Here is a 22,523-nt window from a genome sequence, read left to right on the forward strand (position 1 = left end):
CCTGTAAACTTATTTACAGGGTTTCCTATTTTAAACCATTTACTGTTTCCTAAAATTTACTTTCCTTCTTCCTTTACCTGGGCATAGATCTTCGGATTGAAGCGGAACATCGGTGTCATCCAATACAAAAGGATAATCCGTGAATAACGATTGTTAAAAGGCGCCATGATCAAGGTTACGGCCAATGCTACGATCACATATAACCAAGGGTTTTCCAAGTTACCGGTCAGCAAATACGTACCGACACATGCTGCGATCAACTCGCCAACACTCAAAGCATAACTCACGTACATCGCTACATAAAAATAACCCGGCTCTTTCTCAAATTTCAAATCACAGGCCGGACATCTATCCAACATCCTTTTTGATTTAAAACTAAATAGTGGGCCAGCAAACATATTTCCAGTTCTACATCTTGGACATTTCCCGTCAATTGCACTCTTTAATTCCGATGGAATGGTATATTGTGTTTCCATGTTTGTATTTATTTCCATTGTGATCTCCTAAATTCTTCAGGGGTAATCCCTGCTATTTTCTTAAAAAATTTTGTGAAATACGAATTATCATTAAAATTTAATTCATAACTAACCTGTGAGATGGTCCAATCCGGTAGGATCAATAAGCGTTTTGCCTCCAGTAATATCCGATTCCGAATGACTTCCCCCGCCTGCAATCCCATGTATTCCTTACAAACCGCATTCAAATGATTGGGAGTTACAAATAATAATTCCGCATATTCCTTCGGCAAATGTAGCTCTTTGAAATGCTGATCCAAAAGGGCCAAAAAATTCTTGATCAGCACCAGATGGTAATCTAAGCTTTTTCCTTCCAAGCTTGGTGCATAAGCTTGATCCAGTTTTAACAGAATGAATAACAATAAGGTCCTTTGTAGATCCGTGGTCACTCGATCATTCAATTCCAATAATTGGCTGAACAGGTTAATGATTTCCCGCAGTTGATATTCGTCCAATACAAATACACTTTCTGTCAAGGAAGAAAATATCCCAAGCCGTTCCACATAATCCTGTTGAACCAAAAGTGTCTTGAAGTAATCAATATCAAAATTGACAATGAAACCTTTCATTTCACCTTGGAACATCCAAGAATGTACCTGACCAGGCCCCATCATATATACCTGCCCCCTTTCTACCGCATATTCCTTAAAATCAATTTCATGTGATCCGCCTCCTGCAAGGAAAAGTACCATATGGTAAAAATTATGGCGGTGTGGAAAAACCAGGTTTTTATTCTGCTCCAGATATACCTCCAGGCGATCTACCAAGAAGTCTTTGTTCTCCTTGTAGGAAACCGTACATTGTTCTATTACAGGTATCTTTGCCATCAGCTACAAAAATAGACAATTACTACCATTCTGGATGGTACAAAAAGGGTTATCAATGGTAATAATTACTTTTTGCTATTATAGGAAGACTAAATACCCATGAATTAGTACCATTTTTGCTATCATACAAGGTATCTCTTGGAAAATAGTTAATTTTAAACATGTCACTACATAAAGATCTACCTTTAAAACAAGCTGTCCTATCCTTATCCGAAAAAGAAAAAGATAAGCTATTGGTGCGATTGATCAATAAGGATAAAATGCTCTTAAAGCAACTGCATTATGAATTATTGGAGGATGAGGCTGATCTGGCCGACCGCATCGAAGTCCTAAAGGACAGATTGGAAAGTTTGTTCGATCAGGCGTCTTCAACTATTAAGAACTTGCCTTTATATAGTAATTATAGAGAATTGACCAGTTTGATGAGGCAAGCAAGTGGTTGGATCAATGAACATGAGAAAGTAACAAAAGATAAGTTCTCTGTGGTGGAGTGTCGATTGATCCTGCTACAGGAAGCCTTCGAAAGATTCCCTGTCCTTTTTGGACCAACTGCATTATTACCTGGCATGAAGCTTCATAAATACGTTATGGGTAGGGTCAAAAATGTAAATGGCTTGTTCAACAAACTACATGAAGATCTACAGTTCGATCTCAACCCACAAATGGAATCTGTCATATCTTTTGCTGAAGAACATCGATTAATTACTTTTTAGTATTTTTGTAAAAACATCCTTTCCGCGTGAACATTCAAGAACTATTAACAAAATACAGTAATTCCACTCAAGTAAAAGCCTTACAACAAAGCATTCAAGGGAAGAGACCCAAGATCCATTTAAAGGGATTGGTGGGTTCGGCGGATGCCATGGTTGCTGCCGCATGTTATCAACTGGAAAAAAGATTAAATGTATTCATCCTTCCTACACATGAGGATGCCTCTTATTTCTTGAGCGACCTGGAAAGTCTTTTTGATAAACAGATCTTATTTTTTCCGGCTTCTTACCGAAAACCCTACGAATTTACACAACTGGATAGCGCGCATGTGCTTCAGCGGGCTGAGACCTTGAGTTCTTTGAACCAAAATTCGGAACTCCCTAAAATTGTGGTCACCTATCCCGAAGCCATTGCGGAAAAGGTGATCAACAAACAGGATCTGGAAAAGAACACCCTGCCCATTACACAGAACACCAAACTCAGTATCGATTTCATCAACGAATTTTTATACGAATACGATTTTGAGCGGGTAGATTTTGTCTATGAACCTGGACAGTTCGCCATCCGTGGGGGAATTGTGGATATCTTCTCTTTTTCCAACGACCTCCCCTATCGCATCGAATTCTTTGGGGATGAAATTGAGAGCATCCGAACCTTCGATATTGAAAATCAGTTATCCGTCAATAAAATCCATACCGTAACGATCGTACCTAATGTACAAGCGAAATTCTTGTCGAACAACCATATTTCTTTATTGGAATATATCGATAAAAACTCCGTAGTATGGATAAAGGACGTTCAATTCACCTTGGATATCCTGAAGGATGGTTATAAAAAAGCATCCCAATTTTGGAAAGCTTTAACAGAGAAAGACCTGAAAGCAAATCCGGAATTGTTAGATCCGCGATTTACATTCACCGATGAGAAGAATTTCAATGCAATGTTGTTCGAATATCCCATCATCGAATTTGGAAAACAATTTTTTTACAATGCGGATGAACAACTAGAATTCGATACACATCCACAACCTTCGTTTAACAAGGACTTCAATCTGTTGATCCATAACTTCAAGGAAAACGAGAAACATGGCATCCACAATTACATTTTTTCCGATTCCACCAAACAAATTGAACGAATTTATGCGATTTTAGATGATCTGGATAAGACCGTAAGTTTTACCCCAATCTACAAAGCGCTTAGAGAAGGTTTTAGGGATGATGTTCTAAAAGCCGCCTGCTATACCGATCATCAGATCTTTGATCGTTATTATAAATACAAGCGGAAAAAGGGTTACGAACGTTCGCAAGCCATCACATTAAAAGAACTTGGGGAATTAAAACCAGGTGATTTCATTACCCATATCGATCATGGCGTTGGTAAGTATGCGGGGTTGGAAAAAGTAGATGTGAATGGTAAAACGCAGGAAATGATTCGGTTGGTTTATGCGGATAATGACCTCCTATATGTCAACATCAACTCCCTGAACAGGATTTCCAAATATTCCGGAAAAGAGGGCACTGTTCCCAAGATGAACAAGTTAGGAACAGATGCTTGGGACAAACTAAAGAAAACGACGAAAAAGAAGGTCAAGGATATTGCCCGCGACCTGATCATGTTATATGCCAAACGCAAGGCCCAAACCGGTAATGCGTTCAGTCCGGACACCTATTTGCAGCGCGAGCTGGAAGCCTCCTTTATCTATGAGGATACCCCAGATCAGGAAAAGGCAACCAATGATCTGAAAAGAGATATGGAGTCCCCTCATCCTATGGACCGCTTGGTCTGTGGTGATGTTGGTTTCGGAAAAACAGAAGTTGCCATCCGTGCGGCGTTTAAAGCCGTAGCAGATAGCAAACAGGTGGCTGTTTTAGTCCCTACAACGATCCTTGCGCTACAGCATTTCCGAACCTTCTCCGAAAGGCTGAAAGGTTTTCCGGTGAATATCGATTACATCAACCGTTTCAAATCCAGCAAACAGATCAAGGACACCTTGAAAAGACTGGAAGAAGGAAAAGTGGATATCATTATCGGAACCCATCGCTTGGTGAGCAAGGATGTGAAATTTAAGGACCTTGGATTGATGATCATCGATGAGGAACAGAAATTCGGGGTATCGGTAAAGGAGAAACTGAAAGTCATGCGTGCAAACGTCGACTCCCTGACCTTGACCGCAACACCTATCCCACGAACCTTACACTTCTCCCTAATGGGAGCAAGGGATTTAAGCATTATTTCTACCCCACCACCGAACAGACAGCCTGTACAGACAGAACTTCATGTGTTTAATGAAAGTCTGATCCAGGAAGCGGTTAGCTTTGAACTGGACCGAGGCGGACAGGTGTTCTTCATCCATAATCGGGTGGCAGACCTTCCTCAATTAGGCATGTTGATCCGGAAATTGGTCCCAGGAGCGAGAGTTGGTATAGCGCATGGGCAATTGGAAGGTGATGAACTGGAAGATGTAATGTTGAAGTTCATCAATCATGAATACGATGTTTTGGTCGCTACCACGATTATCGAAGCGGGCCTAGATATACCAAATGCCAATACGATCATGATCAACCATGCCCATATGTTTGGATTGAGCGATCTTCACCAAATGCGTGGTCGTGTGGGACGGACCAACAAAAAGGCATTCTGTTACCTGATGAGCCCACCATTGTCCACCTTGACCAATGAGGCATACAAAAGGTTATCGGCCATTGAAGAATTCTCGGAATTAGGTTCAGGATTCAATGTGGCGATGCGCGATCTGGATATCCGCGGTTCAGGGAACCTTTTGGGAGCAGAACAATCGGGATTCATCGCAGAGATTGGTTTTGAGATGTACAATAAGATATTGGATGAAGCGGTTCAGGAGCTAAAAGACGATGAGTTTGGTGATCTATTTGCCGATGAGACAAATCGTAAATATGTAAACTTTACCCAGATCGATACGGATCTGGAAGTATTGATCCCGGATGAGTATGTAACCAATATATCTGAAAGATATAACCTGTACAATGATATTGCTAAACTGAAGGACGAGTCGCAATTACAGGCATTTGAACAATCCTTAATGGATCGATTCGGACCAGTACCAGGGCCAGTTTACGAACTGTTCAATACCTTAAGGTTGCAATGGCTGGGCAAGGAAATCGGATTGGAGAAAATCTCCTTTAAGAAAGATACCTTAAAAGGATTTTTTGTAAGCAATCCGAAATCGAGCTATTACCAGTCTGAGAAATTCGGGCAGGTATTGGCATTTGTTCAGAAGCATGGAAGTATCGCGAATCTGAAAGAAGTGAAAGGTCAATTAAGGATTGCGGTCAACAATGTCAATAGCATTGAGTATGCTATAGAGCTGCTGAAAGAAATGGCATAATTGGTAGGGGTTATTCCCCTACCAAAAACACAGCATTTGCCATCAAAAGCTTCCCACTTTCCCAAAAATTCCGGAAAAGCACATTATCCGTCAAGTAAACTACCGTTCCTTGACCAATCTGCTGCGTTCCGAATACCAGGCCATTCTTCAGTTTCTTATTCAGGTTGTGTCCTACAAAGCCACTTACTTTAGAGCCCTCTGTGATATACCCTACATTCCAGCCTTCACTGTTCTGAAAATACTGGTATAGGTTAGCATCTGTTTTTAAGGTGAAATAATCCTTAATTCCATACATCAAAGGATGTGAATCATCGAATGTGACCTTATAGATAGCTCCAGCCGTATAGTTTTCCAAAGCGCCTCTTTCCCTATCTGCATATTTTTTCAAGGGATTTGGTTTATTCTTTGCACTGGTATCCGTTTTCACAGCCTTTAGCTTAGACCATTCCTGACTCGCCAATTGCCCGACGACAGATTCCAATGCCACCACCTTTCCACCTGCCCGCAGCCAACTCGCAAATTCCTTACTTTGATTGGTATCCTTTAAAAAGGAATAATTACCATTCGGCATGATGAACACATCAATGTCGCTCCATTTTACCCGAGAAAAATCCGAAGGATTGATCAAGGTTATCGGATATTTAAGCATTTCATCAAAATAATGCCAGATCTCGCCTACATTGGTTGCCCTAATCCCCTCGCCAGCCATCATCAGCACCTTAGGGGTTTTCACAGTTTTTACATCCGAGCTTCCTAGATCCCTTCCGCCTTCCACAATCCCAGACTGGATCGGATATAACCTTACCTGAAGCTTATCCGCCTCCTCCTTGATGATCCGTTCCGCATCGGCCTGCTTATTCCCGTTCTTCATGATCAACAAAGATCCCCGCGGAAAATCTTCTTTTCCTAACTTAAAGGCATAATCGGAAGATTTCAAACTAATTTTCCTTTTCAATAAGGCTGCCGTGAGTTGTGCCGCGGAAAACCCATCCCATTTTATCGCGTAGCCAAAACCTGCTGCAGCCGGATTTTCCAAATTTTCTAAAGAATAAGGCTGGAGTTTAGCCGGTTTTGCCATAGAAGCAATGGCCGGGAGACCATAAACATAAGGCATTGCCCATGCGGTGATATCATAAGTGACCGAATCCGTCAATTTTGCATCAGGCTCAAACAATACCCTGATCAATGCTGCCTTAGCTTGACTTCCCGGAATGACCACATCTTTCTCCGACAGGGTATAATTTGCTTCTTTTTTACTGAAATAATCCATTCCCTTAACCGAACCCGTTCCTGCATAATACTTGATCTGGTTCTTATCCAATAATTTCAAAAGAGCCCGCAAACTGCCTTCCCTTGCAGCATCATATTTTATCACATAACTATGATAGGAGGATAATTTACCTGCTATGGCATCTTCACCAAACTTCTTGAATTCCGCCACGACCTTGTCCGCATGCTGCGATACCACTTCTACGATATTGATACCGGATGCATGATGTTGGATTGCGCGATCAACCAGGGTCAATGTATCCTTATTATCGGTATACACCCCCAAACCGGCAGAACCATTACCGGCCTTTTCAAAGGTCATCCCAATAGCACCTGAATAGATCGGATAGGTATCCCCATAAGAAGGATAGAACAGGTCAAAACGTTCCTTGGTAAAATATAGCCAACCTTTGGAATCAAAATATTTTGCATTGTGCCTTCCGATGGTGGTCTGAAACTCCCTTTGCCATGGGGTGATCACCTCGTGCAAAGGCTCTGCCGCTGGCGGAAAATAATAGGGTGCATTGATGCCTTGCTCATGAAAATCGACATGAATATGCGGCAGCCATTTGTTATAGATCACCGCACGTAGCCTGCTTTCCTGTTGGGTCTGCCATGCCCAATCGCGGTTCATATCGAAATAATAGTGGTTCAATCGACCTCCAGGCCATGGTTCCCGATGTTCCCGGGCATACAGTTCCGGGTTATACTGCGCGCCTACAACACCGTTATGCCAATTGTTATACCGTTCCGTCCCATCCGGATTCAGACAAGGATCGATGATGACCAAGGTGTTTTCCAACCAGCGCTTTGTCTCTTGATTCTTCGGGTTGAGCAATTCGAAAAGGGTCAGCATGGAAGCTTCAATAGATGAAGTTTCATTTCCATGGACGTTATTGCTCATCCAGATAATTGCAGGAATGTTACTGCTTCCCTCCCCTTCCAAAGCCTTGGCAAGTTTTAGGTTATTGTTCCTGATTTCCTCTAATTTCGAAATATGCTTTGCGGAAGAAACATAAAAAACCTGCAACGGCCTCCCTTCAATAGAAGAACCATAGGACTCTATTTTCACTTGGTTGGGGAATTCCTTGGCGATGTACGCATAATAGTCCAACACCTTCCAATAAGGCGTAACTTTGGTACCCACCTGATAACCGAGGAACTCGGAGGGCGATTTCACCTGTGCCATAACACAAATAGTGAAAAAACAGCCTATGATGCTGAGCAATCTTTTCATAATTTAGTAATACTGTTTAGATTAAAATATTATACATATTTAGGTCTTCAAATTAAGGATTTATAGGAATAATTTTTAATTTTTAGGCCTTTATTTTAAATCAACCTATTATGGCTCATTTAGAAACCGACCTCATTCACAAAGGAAGTGAATTCAATGAAAGTAAAGCTGTTGTTACACCAATTTACCAAACGTCCACATATATTGCAGATGAGGACCTAACACAATACATTACCGCTGCATCGGAGACAAAACATCCTGGATTTTATCATAGGCATGGTAATCCGACCAACTCCCAGGCGGCCGCTGTATTAGCCTCTTTGGAGAAGACGGAAGATGCGCTGGTCTTGGCCACAGGCATGGCGGCGATCAGTACGGCAATTCTCACCGTGGTGAAAACTGGAGACCACATCATTACCCAGCATTCCCTTTACTCCGGCGCTATGCTCTTCTTTAAGGAATTCCTGTCGGATTTTGGGGTAGAGGTTACATATGTGGACCAAAAGGACAACCAGGCCTTTGAAAAGGCCATTCAGCCAAACACAAAACTGATCTATGTGGAAACCCCTTCCAATCCAAACCTTGACATTACAGACCTTGCATTCATTGCCGGACTGGGAAAGAAAGGACAGATCACCACGATGGTGGACAATACTTTCGCCTCTCCGATCAACCAGACGCCTGCTGATTTTGGTATAGATATTATCGTGCATTCCGCAACGAAATATCTTGGGGGGCATAGTGACCTTACTGCTGGAGCGGTGTGCGGTAGAAAATCTTACATAAACAAGGTATGGCGGAGATCCTTGGTCCTGGGGGGATCTTTAAGCCCATTTGATTCCTGGCTGTTGTTAAGGGGGATGAAGACACTCGCTATGAGGGTTAGACAGATCAATGAGAATGCCCTTGAATTGGCACAATGGCTGGATAAACATCCCCGCATCAAAAAAGTAGCCTATGTTGGGTTGAGTTCACATCCACAATATGCATTGGCACAAAAACAGATGAATGGAGGAACGGGCATGTTATGTGTGGAACTATCGGCTGATCATGATGAACAGGCATATTCCTATGCTCAAGAGGTTCTGAACAGATTGACCATTTTTGCCAATGCCGCAAGTCTGGGAGGAGTAGAATCCTTGGTGGTACATCCAGCAAGTATGTGGGGCGGCCACCATGATAAGGACCAAAAGCAGACATCTGGTATATATCCGGGACTTATACGTATTTCAGTGGGTATTGAAAACATAGAGGACCTTATTAAGGACTTTGAAACAGCACTGGGCTGATCCATCTTCATGTCATTAAAGAAATGGAGGACTATTAACAGAATGTTAGCCAGAAAATAGTACAGTTAGCGTGTTCCAGGCTTCCTTTAAAAAGAATCCTAAATGGATTTTGAGCTACGAGCATTCCGGTGTACCTAAATCAAAGCTTGGGGATCGAGGAAAGGATCTATCCACAGAAAAAAATCTAGGATAGATCTTTATCATGGGAGCCTATCTGTCTGCCAAACCACTGCCAAAGGGCCTTTTTGCTGTAAAGTACAGGCAGGAGGGCATATAATAGGTCAAGTTTTCCCAATTTGGGGCACATTTGGAAATCCCACTCGCAGAACGGTGCCCTCTGCTGGTTTACTCTGTACCTCTACAGTTCCGTGGTTCCGTTCAATCAGGTCCTTGATCAACAGAAGTCCAATCCCCGATCCCCTTTCATCTGCAGTCCCTAATGAATTCCTCTGAACAGATTTGAATAGCGTGGACAAATCTTTCATACTTATCCCAATACCATGGTCGATTATAGATATATACGTCCTAGTCCCTTCAACCTTGACCGATAGTTTTATCTTCCCCCCAAAAAAACTGAATTTTATCGCATTGCTCAATATGTTCCTTATGATTATGCGAATGTGTTCCATATCCGCAACGACAGAATCCTCGGGTGAGATCTCCCAGGAAACATGGAGGCTCTTCCTTTTTATCTGTTCCTGAAAATTATTGATGGTATCATTTACAACTGGCAATAGGCAGACTTTCGTTTTTTCACCCGTGGCGCCCTTTACATTACTGCTACCCCATTTTAGAAGATCATCCAGGATCTGATTCTGCTTTAGGATGTGGGCATGGATATCGCTGATGAATTCGATGGATTTTTCCTGGTTGAAGATATGATGCTTCAAGGCAAGCACCAGGTTTTCAAGACTTGCCAAAGGGCTTTTCACATCATGGGCAATAATAGAAAACACTTTTTCCTTCTCTTGATTGGATTCCTTCAATGCTCTTTTCTGCTTCTGGATCTTGAGAAGGTTGTTCTTTATGATCTGGAGAAAAGAATTGGTTACCAAAATGATAAATCCTATTGAACTAATCATGTTGACCAGAACCCTTGCCTTTGGCAAAGGTTCAGTGATGTTCACCCTTTCGCCCAGGATAAATATGGCAACCATTGATACCGCTACCATTGCACCAAAGAAGATGTGAACCTTTCTTTGATCATAGAGCATCATAGAGGCCACGAGGATACTTATCAGAAAATATTCCGCACCATTCTTGAATAGGATAGCACCGGCAAGAAAAAATATAAAATTGAACCCAAGCAGAACAGCCTTCGCACTTTCAAACCTCCGATAGTGCAAGAGTACGAGAACAGTGGCGGAACTTAGGGAATTCAGGATATTTATGGATGCCAACAAGAACCTTTGATCTTCTAGGTTAACCAATGCGAAATATAATGTAGGGAATACGCACATCCAAGCAATTGTCCGGACCATCTGATTCCTTTTGTTCTGAATGTAGGGATTTTCCGAATATACTTTCCTATGGGACAGGACCAATCTGTAGAGACGGATTATTTTGATATAAATCTGCTTGATAAATAAAGGAAAACTTTTCACAAAAAAAAGAAATTAATCAGTATCATATTTTTTGAACAAGGATCTTTCCCAACAATCGCCCATGACCCAACGTTCTTGCGTTGTCAATACCAGCAAAATGGCACTGCGAATTTAAGGATATTTATATCATCTACAACTGGACCATGAAATACCCTTTGGTCCAAAGACCAAATCAACAACTTGTACGATTAGCGAAACTGGAATCAAGGATGTGTGGGATCCATCCTTTGGAAGATTTAGTATATATTAGATCAAATGGATTTTACTATTCAAAAACCAAGATACCCAGTTCTCCCAGGTCATTCCAGTCCACATTCTACCGAATTGCCTACCTCCCCGAAAAAAACTCCCTTTTCTCTTTTCAACTCCCCCCTAATTGGGACCATCGTCTGGAACAGCCCGATTTATATTCCTCGTAGACCGAATTTATTCTGGTTTATTTTTAAGGTACCTTTTCCTGTACCATTCAGGAATGGTAAAAATCAATGATCTCCCTCCCTAAAACAAAATTTTCAAACAGAATTACTATTACTAAGGCCGATGAGGGATTAGTCAATACCTGATCCACACTCTTAATTCCCCATGGATTTTTGGACATTTCAAAAAATTACTCCTGGGCCAATCCGGGTATTTCCAGTGGTCATCTTATTACGATGGAAATGGAACAAAATACAGCTCCGGTTTTCACAGGATATCCCGGGCGGGGTGCGTTGAATTTAAGTATATTATGGATTGCTATAATCCCTGTCCTAGAAATTCCCTATATTCTGTTGGCGATTTTCCATAAAGTTTTTTGAAGTACATGCTGAACCCGTTTGCAGATCTAAAACCCAATGAATAGGAAACTTCCTTGATTGAAAGTCCTGTGTCCTCCAGCATTTTTTGTCCAAGCTCAATGAGGTAACTATCTATTATTTCCTTAGGCGATCTATCCATAACCTTTCTGGTTATGTTAGAAAGGGTCCTATTTGTAATATTTAGGGATTCAGCATAAAAAGTCACCCCTTTCTCCTTTACTGCATTTAATGCTACCAATCCTTTGAAGGCTTCTGCTGTGTTAAGATAAGTTATCGGGACATTATCAGAAACTGGACCATTCCTACCTAAATCCTTTGATTTTTCGAACACCTTTTTCAAATGGAGCACATTATTCTTCAAAAGATTCGAGATCAACAGTTCCTTTGATTCTTCCTCATCGTCATTCTGGTAGGTCTTAATCATATCGTTAATCACCTTCAAGTGTGCGGCCTCCTTCTTGGATATACGGAATTGATGGAAATCACTTTTCCTGTTTTTGAAGATTTCCGCTATATGGTTGTCATAGAATAGAACTGTATCAAAAAAAAAGTATTCAGATATGGGGCATATTTTTGCAATTTCCAAGGTCGGTGGAACAAAGATCCTTGAGTCCAATACAAAATGACCCGGAGCAGTTTCAATGATCTTCGATACTTCTAGGATCTCGAAGGAAGATAGTAATTCGGGCAGACTGTCCTTCCTTTCGAGCAATTCTTTACCATTTATGAGAAAACATAGGATCTTTCTATTCATACAATCGGATTAATTGGAAGATTAACAAAAATTTCACCAAAATATCTTTCTGAAACGAAAATTCATTATAGAGATCCATATGGTTGATTCCTATTATCGATTAAATATTGTTCTGAACCAAGATAATCCAACAAAATCGTATTGTCCTAAGGTTTTGGGAAAATACATCAACAATTCGGAAGGTTGGCAGAGTATATGGAAATTTATTGCTCGATAGGATTTTTAAATAAAATTTTTCGATTTTGAAAATAGGAATATGAACTGGATTCGGAATCTTATAAGAATAATTTTTACCACATATGATATTACCGATACAAAGAGTTTGCCTCCCCTTTTCCTCCTCAAATCGATGGCACGATTAAGAATCAAAAAAAATGTTGTCCCAAATGGGACAACATCACATCACACTATTTATTGAACCCAGGAAGGTCCTATTGAAGTCTATAATGGGTATAGACTGAATATTCCACTTTTATAAACACATAGTTAATAAAAGTTTTTCGAACATCTCTGCCCTCTTCCCGATTCTTGACCCAAATTTCCAATTTTGATATTTAAGAACAATAGTATCCAATATGAATATTCTTTCAACTATATCACAACATCCAAGGAAACCGTAAACATGTTCGTATAGGAAACAGAAAATCAAAAATTTCTTGGGATTTATTCCAAAAATCATTCCTGCAGTAATCTTTTGCTATCTGGATCAATTAATACCCTCTTCGGAAAGGAGCGAGTGAATCGAAATCCTGAATTTTTCATTTTGAATATTAAAAGGACCAAAACTGGAAGTTCAGATTCTTGAACGGTCGACTTGCCATCATGCACGAATTTATTGGACCATCTGATCCCATCCATAGCTATCCAAAATGTGTCCAGAGTTTTAATGGGATAAACAACGATGTTGAAAGGACAAAACATGTTATTAGGATACTTCCATCAACCAACTTAAGCAATTGGGCTATTTAGGCGACATGTGCATACTCCGAGATTGAATGTAGGGTAAGGGGAAGCATAAATGATGTTTACCCTGAAATAACACGTTCCTAGTTAAGAAATTAATTAAGTTCCCTCTATTTCAAGGAATAACCTTTCTTTACCAATGCCAAAACTTTAAAGTAACCCCAGCGTTGAGAATTATCCGTAAGTACCCCCTGCAGTTAACTCAATTTCCTCGGATCATTGACATGATCTAAATCTGGTATGCAAACCTATTATCTATACAATTAAACAAAAGACTAATCTGTCAGTTGCAACTAAAGATTGGACTCTTCAAATAGGGTCTGCGGCTTGTCACCAGGTAACCATTTCAAACGAAAAAGTGGACTTATGGAAAAACAGGATGTAATTGTTGAGGTACTTTTCAAAAAAAACTCAATCAAATAAACCCTTATCCTCATTACCCAGAAATTTAAACGTTTATAACATCTGGCTGGCACAAGATGTTAAATAAAGCAAAATTAAATTTAATTTATGCGTTTTATTGTAATATGTTGTCTATTTTGGGATTATAAATCATGTACTATGAAATGTCCAAATTGTAATGAAATTTTATTAATCGCAGAAAGGAATCGTGTGGAAATAGATTACTGTCCCAATTGCAGAGGAATCTGGCTGGATAAAGGTGAACTGGATAAACTACTCGATTATGCTGCAAACCATAATAACTTTCCCCAGTCGCAACAGACCGTTGACAGAAACCAAACCATCGACCAAAGGGAGGATAAATATTACAGAAAAGATGAAGATCATTGGCAGGGACAGCATCGAGATGATTATGGAAAACAAAGATATCCAAAAAAGAAAAAATCATTCCTATCCGAATTTTTCGATTTTGATTGATAGTGAATGGTTTGACTCGATAAAATAAGCGAGAGGTTAAAATGGAAGCGTTATATATGTTTAAATGTTAGCACGGTTTATTGATCCTAATCATCCTCGACTTTTGATTTTAATCTGATGGAGAATCTGCTTAACCAGCAATTCAAGGGCGAGGGATTACCGACAGAGACCTTTGACATCCGTGAACTGTTAGGTTATTGCACCAAGATCCTCGAAATAAAAGCGATGGCCAAAGGCCAGAGAATAATCCTAAAAGCAGACCATATAATTTTCATCCCGGCCCAAAATGAACAACTGTGGAGGGTATTCAGCAATCTTATAACCAATGTCATAAAATTCGCTCCACATGGAGCACAAATGGAAGACACAGCTATCAAACAGGTATCGAAAGTCTTAGTGAGCGTAAGGATAGTGGGCCAGGAATCCCTTCACAAATATCAGGGACGATCTTTGATTTGTACAACAAGTGTAACCCCTGTACTGACGGGGAGGAATCCTTCGGAATGGGCCTGGTTATCTGCAGATGGATAGTAGAGGCTCACGGAGGTAAGATATGGTACGAGAACAATTTTGATAAGGGCGCTAATTTTTATGTCGAGCTACCCAGCACCGATAAATAACGGTAATGCTGTCCAAATCTAAACCCTTATTTCCAGCCTGGTCCCTGATGAAAAGCGGGGATTCTGATCTACTACCTTATCCTCCTGTTTGCATTGCTACTGATGAACATCTTATTTTTATCCTCCGAAATTATGGCCACGAATCGTTCATAATGCTTCAGGATATCTGCGATCAGTTCGTCCTTGGTAAATAACCTCACGTCATAACCCTGCCTTGCATCACCAAAATAGGCCAGAGGAAAGTAGGCTTGCCCATCTTCCATATCCGAGAGGTTTTCCTCCTTCTGGAAATATTCCGGAAAATCCTTAGTCTCACTCCGTACACCATAGATGAAATTGTTCACCAAATCATACCGGATCTCGATTTCAATGAAATTTGGCTCTTTGCCCTGATTTATATTAGCCTCGATCCCATTCTTGATAAATTCGTTACGGAGTTCATGTATCGCATTTCCGGCAATATCCCTCATATAGGAATCAATATCATTCTGGGAATCAACTTTCACTATCTGCCTTAACCGGTCCTTCCATAATTTTCCGGACCATGGAACGGTAGATACCGAAAACTCCTGCTCATAATATTTTTTGTCTATCGACAGGGCCTTTACAAGGCAGGCTATCATGACTAGAATGATGATCGAAAAGGGAAGTGCCGTGATCAAGGTCATGCTCTGTAGGGCTTCCAATCCTCCTGCATTCAATAAGAATAGGGCCAAAACGGCCAATAACACTCCCCATCCGGCTATCTGCCATTTCGGCGAAACCTTGGCATTCTTGGTAGCAATGCTGTTCATGACGAACATCCCCGAATCTGCTGAGGTCACAAAGAATATCATGATGATCGCTATAACCATAAAACTAATGACCTTGGTAAACGGTAGATATTCCAGAAACCTGAACATCAGGGCATCTGGATCGTTTGCCAATGCGCTCAGGGCACCTCCAGAAACATGGTTATCCAGCCAGATGGCACTGTTGCCGAAAACGGACATCCACATAAAATTGAATATGGTCGGAAGGATCAGTACGGCTGCAATAAACTCCCTAATAGTCCTTCCTTTTGATATCTTCGCAATGAAGAGGCCCACAAAAGGAGACCATGAAATCCACCATGCCCAATACAGGATCGTCCAATTGTAAAACCAAGGTAAGGATGCATCCTCATAAACATGGGTATTGAAGGTCAGGTTAAAGAAATTATTGATGTAGTTCCCCAATCCTTCTGTAAAACTACCTATCAGATAGACGGTCGGTCCAAGAAAAAGAACGAACAACATCAGCAAAATAACCACTGCGATATTGAGGTTGCTCAGGATCCTTACGCCCTTATCCACTCCGGTGGTCGCTGAAAAAACTGAGATCGAGACCAGGATAAACACAATAAAAGCCTGATAGACAAAGCCGGTCTCATGAACTACACCAAGTATGTGCAAACCAGAATTTATCTGGACTACACCGAAACCCAGAGTGGTGGTTATTCCAAAAAAGGTGCTGCAAAGGGCGAATACATCGATGGTGTTCCCCCAGCGGCCCTGTATCCTGTCCTTAAGAATCGGATAGAGGCAGCTCCTCAGCGAGAGGGGAAGTTTATATCTATAGGCAAAATAGGAAAGTGCCAGCCCTACCAAGCCATATATCGCCCAGGCGTGGATGCCCCAATGGAAAAAAGTATACAGTTGTGCGTTCTTAGCACTATTGACATAACTGCTGTTGGCAAAGATCTCATTGGAATAGTGCTGCATAGGTTCAGCAACACTAAAATACATCAATCCTATACCCATACCGGCTGCGAAGAGCATAGAAATCCAGGAAAAGAAGGAATAGTCCGGAGAACTGTCGTTTCGCCCCAATTTGATCTCTCCGTACTTACTGAACATCAGGAATAGCAGGAACAGAACAAAGACAGTTACTGCCCAGACATATACCCAATTCAGGTTCACGAAAATAAAGTTCTTTACCACACCCAGGACCGCGCTAACCCTCCCTGGGAATATCGCTGAAGCCAAACACACGGCAAGGATAAAGATCAAACTTGGTAGAGTGACTCCGCTATTAAGTGATGAATTGATTTTTCTAGATTTTGACATGGGTTCGAATCGATGGTTCAAATCAAGAGTATTCCTGGATAAGGAACACCTCATCCTTCTATAACAGTTATCCGAACAATAGGTTTTGGAAATTTCCATTCTAGGTTGACACTTTTGTGGAATGGTGGGGGAGGGACAAATGTAAACAGGTCCCCAAAAATCATGCATGCCCTTATTACGGTGTATTCCGAAGCATGATGGAGTTTCAAATATCTGGACCATATACCTTGGCATCTGATAAATAACCTTATTGTTAGATTGCAAGAAACACTTCCCCTATCATTTCTTGTAGGACCTGTTTTACCTTACGGGACCAGCTTTAAAAAAATGTTTTCTTCGGGGATTAAAAAAGAAAAAAATAAGGATATGGAAAAAGATAGTCGGCTACATACCGATAAAAGAATGGATAATGTACAACATGATGCGACAGGATTAATTTTAGTGTCGGAGGGTGCAGTGTACTAACAAATACTAACCAGTCCCATAGGTAAAAAACCCGTTAGGCCCTGGATAAAACCAGAATAATCACGTATTAAGCACGAGAAGAAGACCCTTATTTGGCATTCGATTTGATTTACATCTGATATACAACCTTTTGTTTGATAAGACTGGTTATTTTAACGCGAGGTTTGATATCCAGTCTTATCAATACTACCCAACAGTTCGAATTGTCATTCAGGATATAACAGTTTTTTACAAAATAGTTTTAACCATGAACAATGATTTTATAATAAAAGAAGTGCTGGTTCATTCGCAGACTCTATTGCAGTACGCCAAAAGGTTTACCAAGGATGAAACTGATGCTCAAGATCTTTTGCAGAACACCCTGATGAGGGTCCTGAGATATCATAAAAATTATTCAAAAGGATCTAATCTTCTAGGCTGGGTATATACAATAATGAGAAGCTGTTTTTTGAACGATTGCAGGAAACAGAATTTAATGAATAATTTTATAAAAAACGCTAATCCTGAAAATGATCCCGAACTAAGATTAACAAACAACAAAAGTGAAAACAGATTCTTCATGGAGGATTTTCAAAAGGTTATGGAAACGGTCCCAGAAAAGTTCCTTACTCCTTTCCTCATGCATTTTGAAGGATTTAGGTATTATGAGATAGCCGAACATCTGAATGTGCCTGAAGGGACTGTAAAAACCCGGATCCGTACCGCAAGGAAACTACTAAAAAAGAACCTCTCGAGCTATGGTAATTTAAAGGCATAATTGATATAAGATCCAGATCTGTCAAGCTGTTGAACCTTTTGACAAATAAGACCCTTTTTTGTCGAAGATGACCTACAAATCGTTACTTAATGGAAACGGACAAAAAATAAACCCACCTTCAAATGATGGTGGGTTTGATTGAAAGTAAATTGTAATGTTTGTAACCAAATCAAATTTATCATTTTATATTATAGAACACCCCTATTTGAACAAAGGAAAATATTTTTGTAGCCAAATTTCGTATTTACGATTTCCAAACTTTCTCTATTTTAACCAGATCTCTTCTATTCTTAATATTGAAATCGAGAACGGTTAGTATTATCCATATATGGATATCCTGCCCCTTAGGATTACCATTTATTGATCTGGATATTTTTTGATCATCGCAAAAGTAAGATTCATCGTTGGATATCCTATTAACCCTTCCTTTGATTTTGTTCTTTGGTAGAGGTACCCATTTCCAAATGAGTCTGGTTCCAATATAAACCAATAAAGTTCTATGCTTCTGTAAATGAAGTAGGTCACTTTATATCCTCAGGGGCTCATATCATCAAAAAAATCGGATAGATTACTTTCCAAGGGGCAAATGTCCTATTGTAATTAAACGTTTCCTCGAGAGGCGGCATTATTTAGGATATGCTATTATAAGTGGTATTTGTACGTATTATTTAAAAAAACTGAACTTGTTCCAAAATGACCGTGTTCAATTTATAAAAACGAAATGGAAACGAAATCAAATTTTGACCTCACCGCGTTTATTTTCAGACATGCACTCTGGTTTAAAGAGAACTATTCACTGCAAGAAGCCGAGAATTTTATAAAAAAGACCCTAAAGGAAGATCCTAAAGAAAAGAAAAAATTATTATTGAAGATCAGGATGCCCACTCCATAATTTTGTTAAGCCCAAATACAGGAAATTACCTGAACAACCTGTTATAGAGATAATAACCGATTATTGTGCTCATTATGAACACGATGATCAAACATATCCTTAGTATTTTATCCTCTTTATCCATAATGCAGAAATTAACTATTATATGTTATCGGGACCATTACCTTAGCATGGACATTAGTTTATAGCCAAAATTAAAACCCACAATGAATATCAACACCAATAGGGCAATTATCAATAATAAGGTGATGCCAGCTTTTCTATTCATATTTCAATTTAAAGATTAGAAATAAAATCTTCCCTCGAATTGTTATATTGAGGAAGTTTTAGACCTGGAGCGAAAATTAAATGATATTAAACCGAGTAGCAGCACGGACATAGACATCCTGTTCTGATCGAACAGAACAGGGAAATCCTTAAATTAACAACCAGCGTATGTCACTAATCCGTAGGTAATCTGTTATCTCAGTACGTTCTTTCCATCGAGTGCAACGATTAAAATTCAGTCAATGTTTTGACCAAAAATCGATCCTAACAATTTTCCTCTCCAGGCAAAGATATAAAATAGGTCGGTCAGTCAAATGGCATGCCCTTTTCCCAATCATCGATCATGGTCCCAGCTCTTAAAACAGCAATAAAAAAATTCCATTTATTGACAGCACTTACCAGAAAACAGTGTACAATGCAGCAGTAATACCCAACACGATCAAAGCCCCAACAGCAAAACCCGTTTTGGTTTTGAACATGGTAGAATCCACCTCGAGTCCTTTCGGCACGATGCCTCTCTTATTATCAAATAAAGAGATAAAATACATCCCGATCAAACAGAAAATAAACACAAATCCTACACGATCGATAAATGGAATCTCATATACTCCGTTCACGGGTACAGAGAATCCTGTGGATGCCAGGAAGGAAAGATCCATGAACTTCGGAAGGAATTTCAATACGATGGACATCAAAAAACCACCAATGGTAGCGAATAGGGCAGCATTGGAGGTTGTTTTCTTCCAGAAAAACCCTAAAAGGAACATCGCAAAAATTCCTGGTGACACAAATCCGGTATACTCCTGAATATATTGGAAACCGCCTTTTTTATCGATTCCCAAGTGTGGTGCAATGATGATCGCTAAGACCATGGAAACCACAATGGTAATTTTACCCACGTTCACCAATTTCCTTTCAGATGCATTTTTATCGAAAATCTTCTGATAGATATCCAGCGAAAATATCGTAGCTACGGAATTGGCCTTACCTGCCAAAGATGCGACCACCGCAGCAGTAAGTGCAGCAAAAGACAATCCTTTCAATCCTGTAGGCAATAAGCTCAACAGTACGGGATAGGCGCGGTCAGGGTTCAATTCTCCACCTGCCAACATCTCCTGTTGGAATTTACCATCCTGGTAAAGAACATAAGCTGCAATACCTGGCAACACGACGATCAATGGCATTAATAATTTAAGTACCGCAGCGAACAGAAGGCCATTTCTGGCCGTTCCAAGATCAGCGCCTAGTGCACGCTGAGTTATATATTGGTTACAGCCCCAGTAACTTAGGTTGATGACCCACATACCCCCGATCAACACGCTCAAACCCGGTAGATCGATATAATTTGGATTGTCCGGCTCCAGGATCATATGGAAATGATCATTTGCCTTTTCATGAACAAGGTTGAATCCATCCAGGATGCCGTTACCGCCAAAGTGGGTAGACACAAGATCCAAGGCGAGATAGGTTGTTGCCAAACCACCAAGGATCAGGAAGAAAACCTGTATCACATCCGTATAACCGATTACCTTCATTCCGCCCAATGTAATGATAATGGCAAAAACAGCAAGGCCAATCATACACATCTGGAAATCCAATCCGGAGATGGAAGAAACGGCCAATGCCCCTAAGAATAATATGGAGGTCAAGTTCACAACAATGTACAATAATAACCAAAAAACCGCCATGATCATGGAAACAGTACCATTGTACCGGACATTGAGGAACTGCGGCATGGTAAATATCTTGTTCTTGAGGTATACCGGCAAGAAGAATACTGCTACAACGATCAAGGTAGCTGCTGCCATCCATTCATAGGTCGCTATGGCCAGTCCGATCTTGAAACCGGAACCGCTCATACCGATGAACTGCTCTGCAGAAATATTCGACGCGATCAGGGAAGCCCCGATTGCCCACCAGGTCAATGAACCCTCGGCTAAAAAATAATCCTTTGAATCACCAGAGGCTGATTTCTTTTTGTAATAAATGTAAAGTCCGTATCCTGCAACGATGACAAAATAACAGAGGAATACGATATAGTCTTTGGTTTCCATACTATTTGGTTGTACTGAATTTATAGATTGATTTGGTTGAATAGGTATCTCCAGGGTTTAGAACGGTGGAAGGGAAATTAGGTTGGTTCGGTGAGTCAGGAAAATGCTGTGGTTCTAAACATAGTCCTGTACGGAAGCTATCCGTTTTTCCGTTTTTCAAGGTCACCTTATTGCCCATGAAATTTCCGGAATAGAACTGTATGCCGGGCTCTTGGGTATAGATCTCCATGACAATTCCTGTTCTATCACCAGTTAGGGTTACTGCGTGGTTAAGCCCATCGACCTTGGTCTCATTCAACACAAAATTATGGTCATATCCCTTCCCGAACTTCAACTGTTGATTGTCCTGTTCGATATCCTTTCCGATGGTTTTGCTAACCGTAAAATCAAATGGCGTTCCTTTCACAGGGGCCAATTCTCCGGTTGGGATCAAAGTACTATCTACAGGCGTATATTTATCCGCAAAGACCTTCAATTGATGGTCCAGGATGGTACCGCTACCCTCCCCATTCAAATTAAAGTAAGCATGATTGGTTAGATTGATCACGGTTTTCTTATCCGAGGTCGCTTGATAATGAATTGTCAATTCATTGTTATCACTCCAGCTGTATGTTACCTCCATGCTAATATTCCCGGGGAAACCTTCGTGTCTATCAGGAAGGGTATAGGTAAAGGTGACCGTTTTAGAACTGGCTTCCTTTACTTCCCAATTGGCAAAGTGCAGGCCTTTTTTTCCGCCATGTAAGGTATTCGGGCCATTATTTGTCGGTGTAGTGAAGGTCTCTCCATCCAGGGTAAACTTCCCTTTGGCGATTCGGTTTCCAAATGGACCTACGATCGGCCCAAAATAGGGTTCGGCAGGGTTATTATAACTACTTGCCTTATCAAAACCAAGCACAACATCGGTTAAGGTACCATGCTTGTCCGGAACCATAAGTCCTACCAAACGAGCGCCAAAATTGGTCAGATAAGCCGTAGAACCCGAAGCATTTTTCAGGGTGTATAACTTTACATCTTTACCAGCTACCTTCGAACCAAAGGATGCTGAATCAAGGATAGTATGTAATGTGTCGGATGGGTTTTCGGCAGTTTGCTTCTGTGGTTGCTGACAGGACATCAGGCCTATCAGCGCGCCACCCAGGAAGAGGTTAGCTATATTTCTTTTCATTTTA

General features: G+C 40.5%; 17 protein-coding genes. 9 read left to right on the forward strand and 8 right to left on the reverse strand.

Annotated features, from left to right (window positions below):
* Positions 1–56 precede the first annotated feature (56 nt).
* Together E3D81_RS15385 and E3D81_RS15390 are read right to left on the reverse strand one after the other, a co-directional pair.
* Positions 57–494 carry a DUF983 domain-containing protein gene (locus tag E3D81_RS15385; RefSeq protein WP_245153235.1) on the reverse strand — a complete coding sequence of 146 codons (438 nt, stop codon included), beginning with the start codon at positions 492–494 and terminating at the stop codon, positions 57–59.
* The gene (locus E3D81_RS15390) at positions 485–1,342 is read right to left on the reverse strand and encodes a helix-turn-helix domain-containing protein (RefSeq protein ID WP_245153236.1); all 858 of its coding nucleotides are present in this window, start codon (positions 1,340–1,342) and stop codon (positions 485–487) included. Before E3D81_RS15390 ends, E3D81_RS15385 begins: the two co-directional genes overlap by 10 nt.
* A 161-nt stretch (positions 1,343–1,503) precedes the next feature.
* On the opposite strand from E3D81_RS15390, the gene E3D81_RS15395 reads away from it, so the two are divergent.
* A complete protein-coding gene (locus tag E3D81_RS15395) occupies positions 1,504–2,055 on the forward strand; it encodes a hypothetical protein (RefSeq protein ID WP_134778087.1) in 552 nt (183 codons plus the stop codon).
* A gap of 26 nt (positions 2,056–2,081) precedes the next feature.
* On the forward strand, positions 2,082–5,417 hold the full coding sequence (gene mfd, locus E3D81_RS15400) for a transcription-repair coupling factor (protein ID WP_134778088.1): 3,336 nt from the start codon (positions 2,082–2,084) through the stop codon (positions 5,415–5,417).
* 10 nt (positions 5,418–5,427) lie between these two features.
* Here the strand turns inward: mfd and E3D81_RS15405 are convergent, their stop codons facing one another.
* Positions 5,428–7,923 (reverse strand): M14 metallopeptidase family protein, encoded by a 2,496-nt coding sequence (locus tag E3D81_RS15405; protein ID WP_134778089.1) that lies wholly within the window; start codon positions 7,921–7,923, stop codon positions 5,428–5,430.
* A gap of 110 nt (positions 7,924–8,033) precedes the next feature.
* On the opposite strand from E3D81_RS15405, the gene E3D81_RS15410 reads away from it, so the two are divergent.
* A complete protein-coding gene (locus E3D81_RS15410; RefSeq protein WP_134778090.1) occupies positions 8,034–9,212 on the forward strand; it encodes a trans-sulfuration enzyme family protein in 1,179 nt (392 codons plus the stop codon).
* Positions 9,213–9,493: 281 nt separating this feature from the next.
* On the opposite strand, the gene E3D81_RS15415 is transcribed toward E3D81_RS15410, so the two are convergent.
* Both E3D81_RS15415 and E3D81_RS15420 read right to left on the reverse strand, forming a co-directional pair.
* Positions 9,494–10,693: a sensor histidine kinase gene (locus E3D81_RS15415; protein ID WP_134778091.1), complete on the reverse strand. Its 1,200-nt coding sequence runs from the start codon at positions 10,691–10,693 to the stop codon at positions 9,494–9,496.
* Positions 10,694–11,551: 858 nt separating this feature from the next.
* Complete coding sequence (locus E3D81_RS15420) at positions 11,552–12,367, reverse strand: helix-turn-helix domain-containing protein (RefSeq protein ID WP_134778092.1); 816 nt, start codon at positions 12,365–12,367, stop codon at positions 11,552–11,554.
* A 1,524-nt stretch (positions 12,368–13,891) separates the two neighbouring features.
* On the opposite strand from E3D81_RS15420, the gene E3D81_RS15425 reads away from it, so the two are divergent.
* From E3D81_RS15425 to E3D81_RS17650, 3 genes are all read left to right on the forward strand, one after another.
* Complete coding sequence (locus tag E3D81_RS15425; RefSeq protein WP_134778093.1) at positions 13,892–14,209, forward strand: zf-TFIIB domain-containing protein; 318 nt, start codon at positions 13,892–13,894, stop codon at positions 14,207–14,209.
* Between the two features lie 117 nt (positions 14,210–14,326).
* Positions 14,327–14,740 carry a hypothetical protein gene (locus E3D81_RS17515; RefSeq protein WP_245153237.1) on the forward strand — a complete coding sequence of 138 codons (414 nt, stop codon included), beginning with the start codon at positions 14,327–14,329 and terminating at the stop codon, positions 14,738–14,740.
* Positions 14,665–14,829: an ATP-binding protein gene (locus E3D81_RS17650; RefSeq protein ID WP_367575540.1), complete on the forward strand. Its 165-nt coding sequence runs from the start codon at positions 14,665–14,667 to the stop codon at positions 14,827–14,829. Before E3D81_RS17515 ends, E3D81_RS17650 begins: the two co-directional genes overlap by 76 nt.
* A gap of 71 nt (positions 14,830–14,900) precedes the next feature.
* On the opposite strand, the gene E3D81_RS15435 is transcribed toward E3D81_RS17650, so the two are convergent.
* Entirely contained in the window at positions 14,901–16,916 is a 2,016-nt protein-coding gene (locus E3D81_RS15435; RefSeq protein ID WP_134778095.1) for a BCCT family transporter, read from the reverse strand.
* 258 nt (positions 16,917–17,174) lie between these two features.
* Between E3D81_RS15435 and E3D81_RS15440 the strand changes: the two genes are divergently transcribed.
* The 3 genes from E3D81_RS15440 (at position 17,175) to E3D81_RS17280 (ending at position 19,030) form a co-directional block, all read left to right on the forward strand.
* Positions 17,175–17,381, forward strand: a complete 207-nt coding sequence (locus E3D81_RS15440) for a hypothetical protein (protein ID WP_134778096.1) — start codon at positions 17,175–17,177, stop codon at positions 17,379–17,381.
* Between the two features lie 247 nt (positions 17,382–17,628).
* A complete protein-coding gene (locus E3D81_RS15445; protein WP_134778097.1) occupies positions 17,629–18,138 on the forward strand; it encodes an RNA polymerase sigma factor in 510 nt (169 codons plus the stop codon).
* 721 nt (positions 18,139–18,859) lie between these two features.
* The gene (locus E3D81_RS17280; RefSeq protein ID WP_167554334.1) at positions 18,860–19,030 is read left to right on the forward strand and encodes a hypothetical protein; all 171 of its coding nucleotides are present in this window, start codon (positions 18,860–18,862) and stop codon (positions 19,028–19,030) included.
* 662 nt (positions 19,031–19,692) lie between these two features.
* Here the strand turns inward: E3D81_RS17280 and E3D81_RS15450 are convergent.
* Together E3D81_RS15450 and E3D81_RS15455 are read right to left on the reverse strand one after the other, a co-directional pair.
* The gene (locus E3D81_RS15450; protein WP_099365407.1) at positions 19,693–21,351 is read right to left on the reverse strand and encodes a sodium/sugar symporter; all 1,659 of its coding nucleotides are present in this window, start codon (positions 21,349–21,351) and stop codon (positions 19,693–19,695) included.
* A 1-nt stretch (position 21,352) separates the two neighbouring features.
* Positions 21,353–22,519 carry an aldose epimerase family protein gene (locus E3D81_RS15455; RefSeq protein WP_134778098.1) on the reverse strand — a complete coding sequence of 389 codons (1,167 nt, stop codon included), beginning with the start codon at positions 22,517–22,519 and terminating at the stop codon, positions 21,353–21,355.
* Positions 22,520–22,523: the final 4 nt, after the last annotated feature.

This window comes from Sphingobacterium sp. CZ-2 (genome assembly GCF_004526235.1).
GTDB classification, from domain to species: domain Bacteria; phylum Bacteroidota; class Bacteroidia; order Sphingobacteriales; family Sphingobacteriaceae; genus Sphingobacterium; species Sphingobacterium tenebrionis.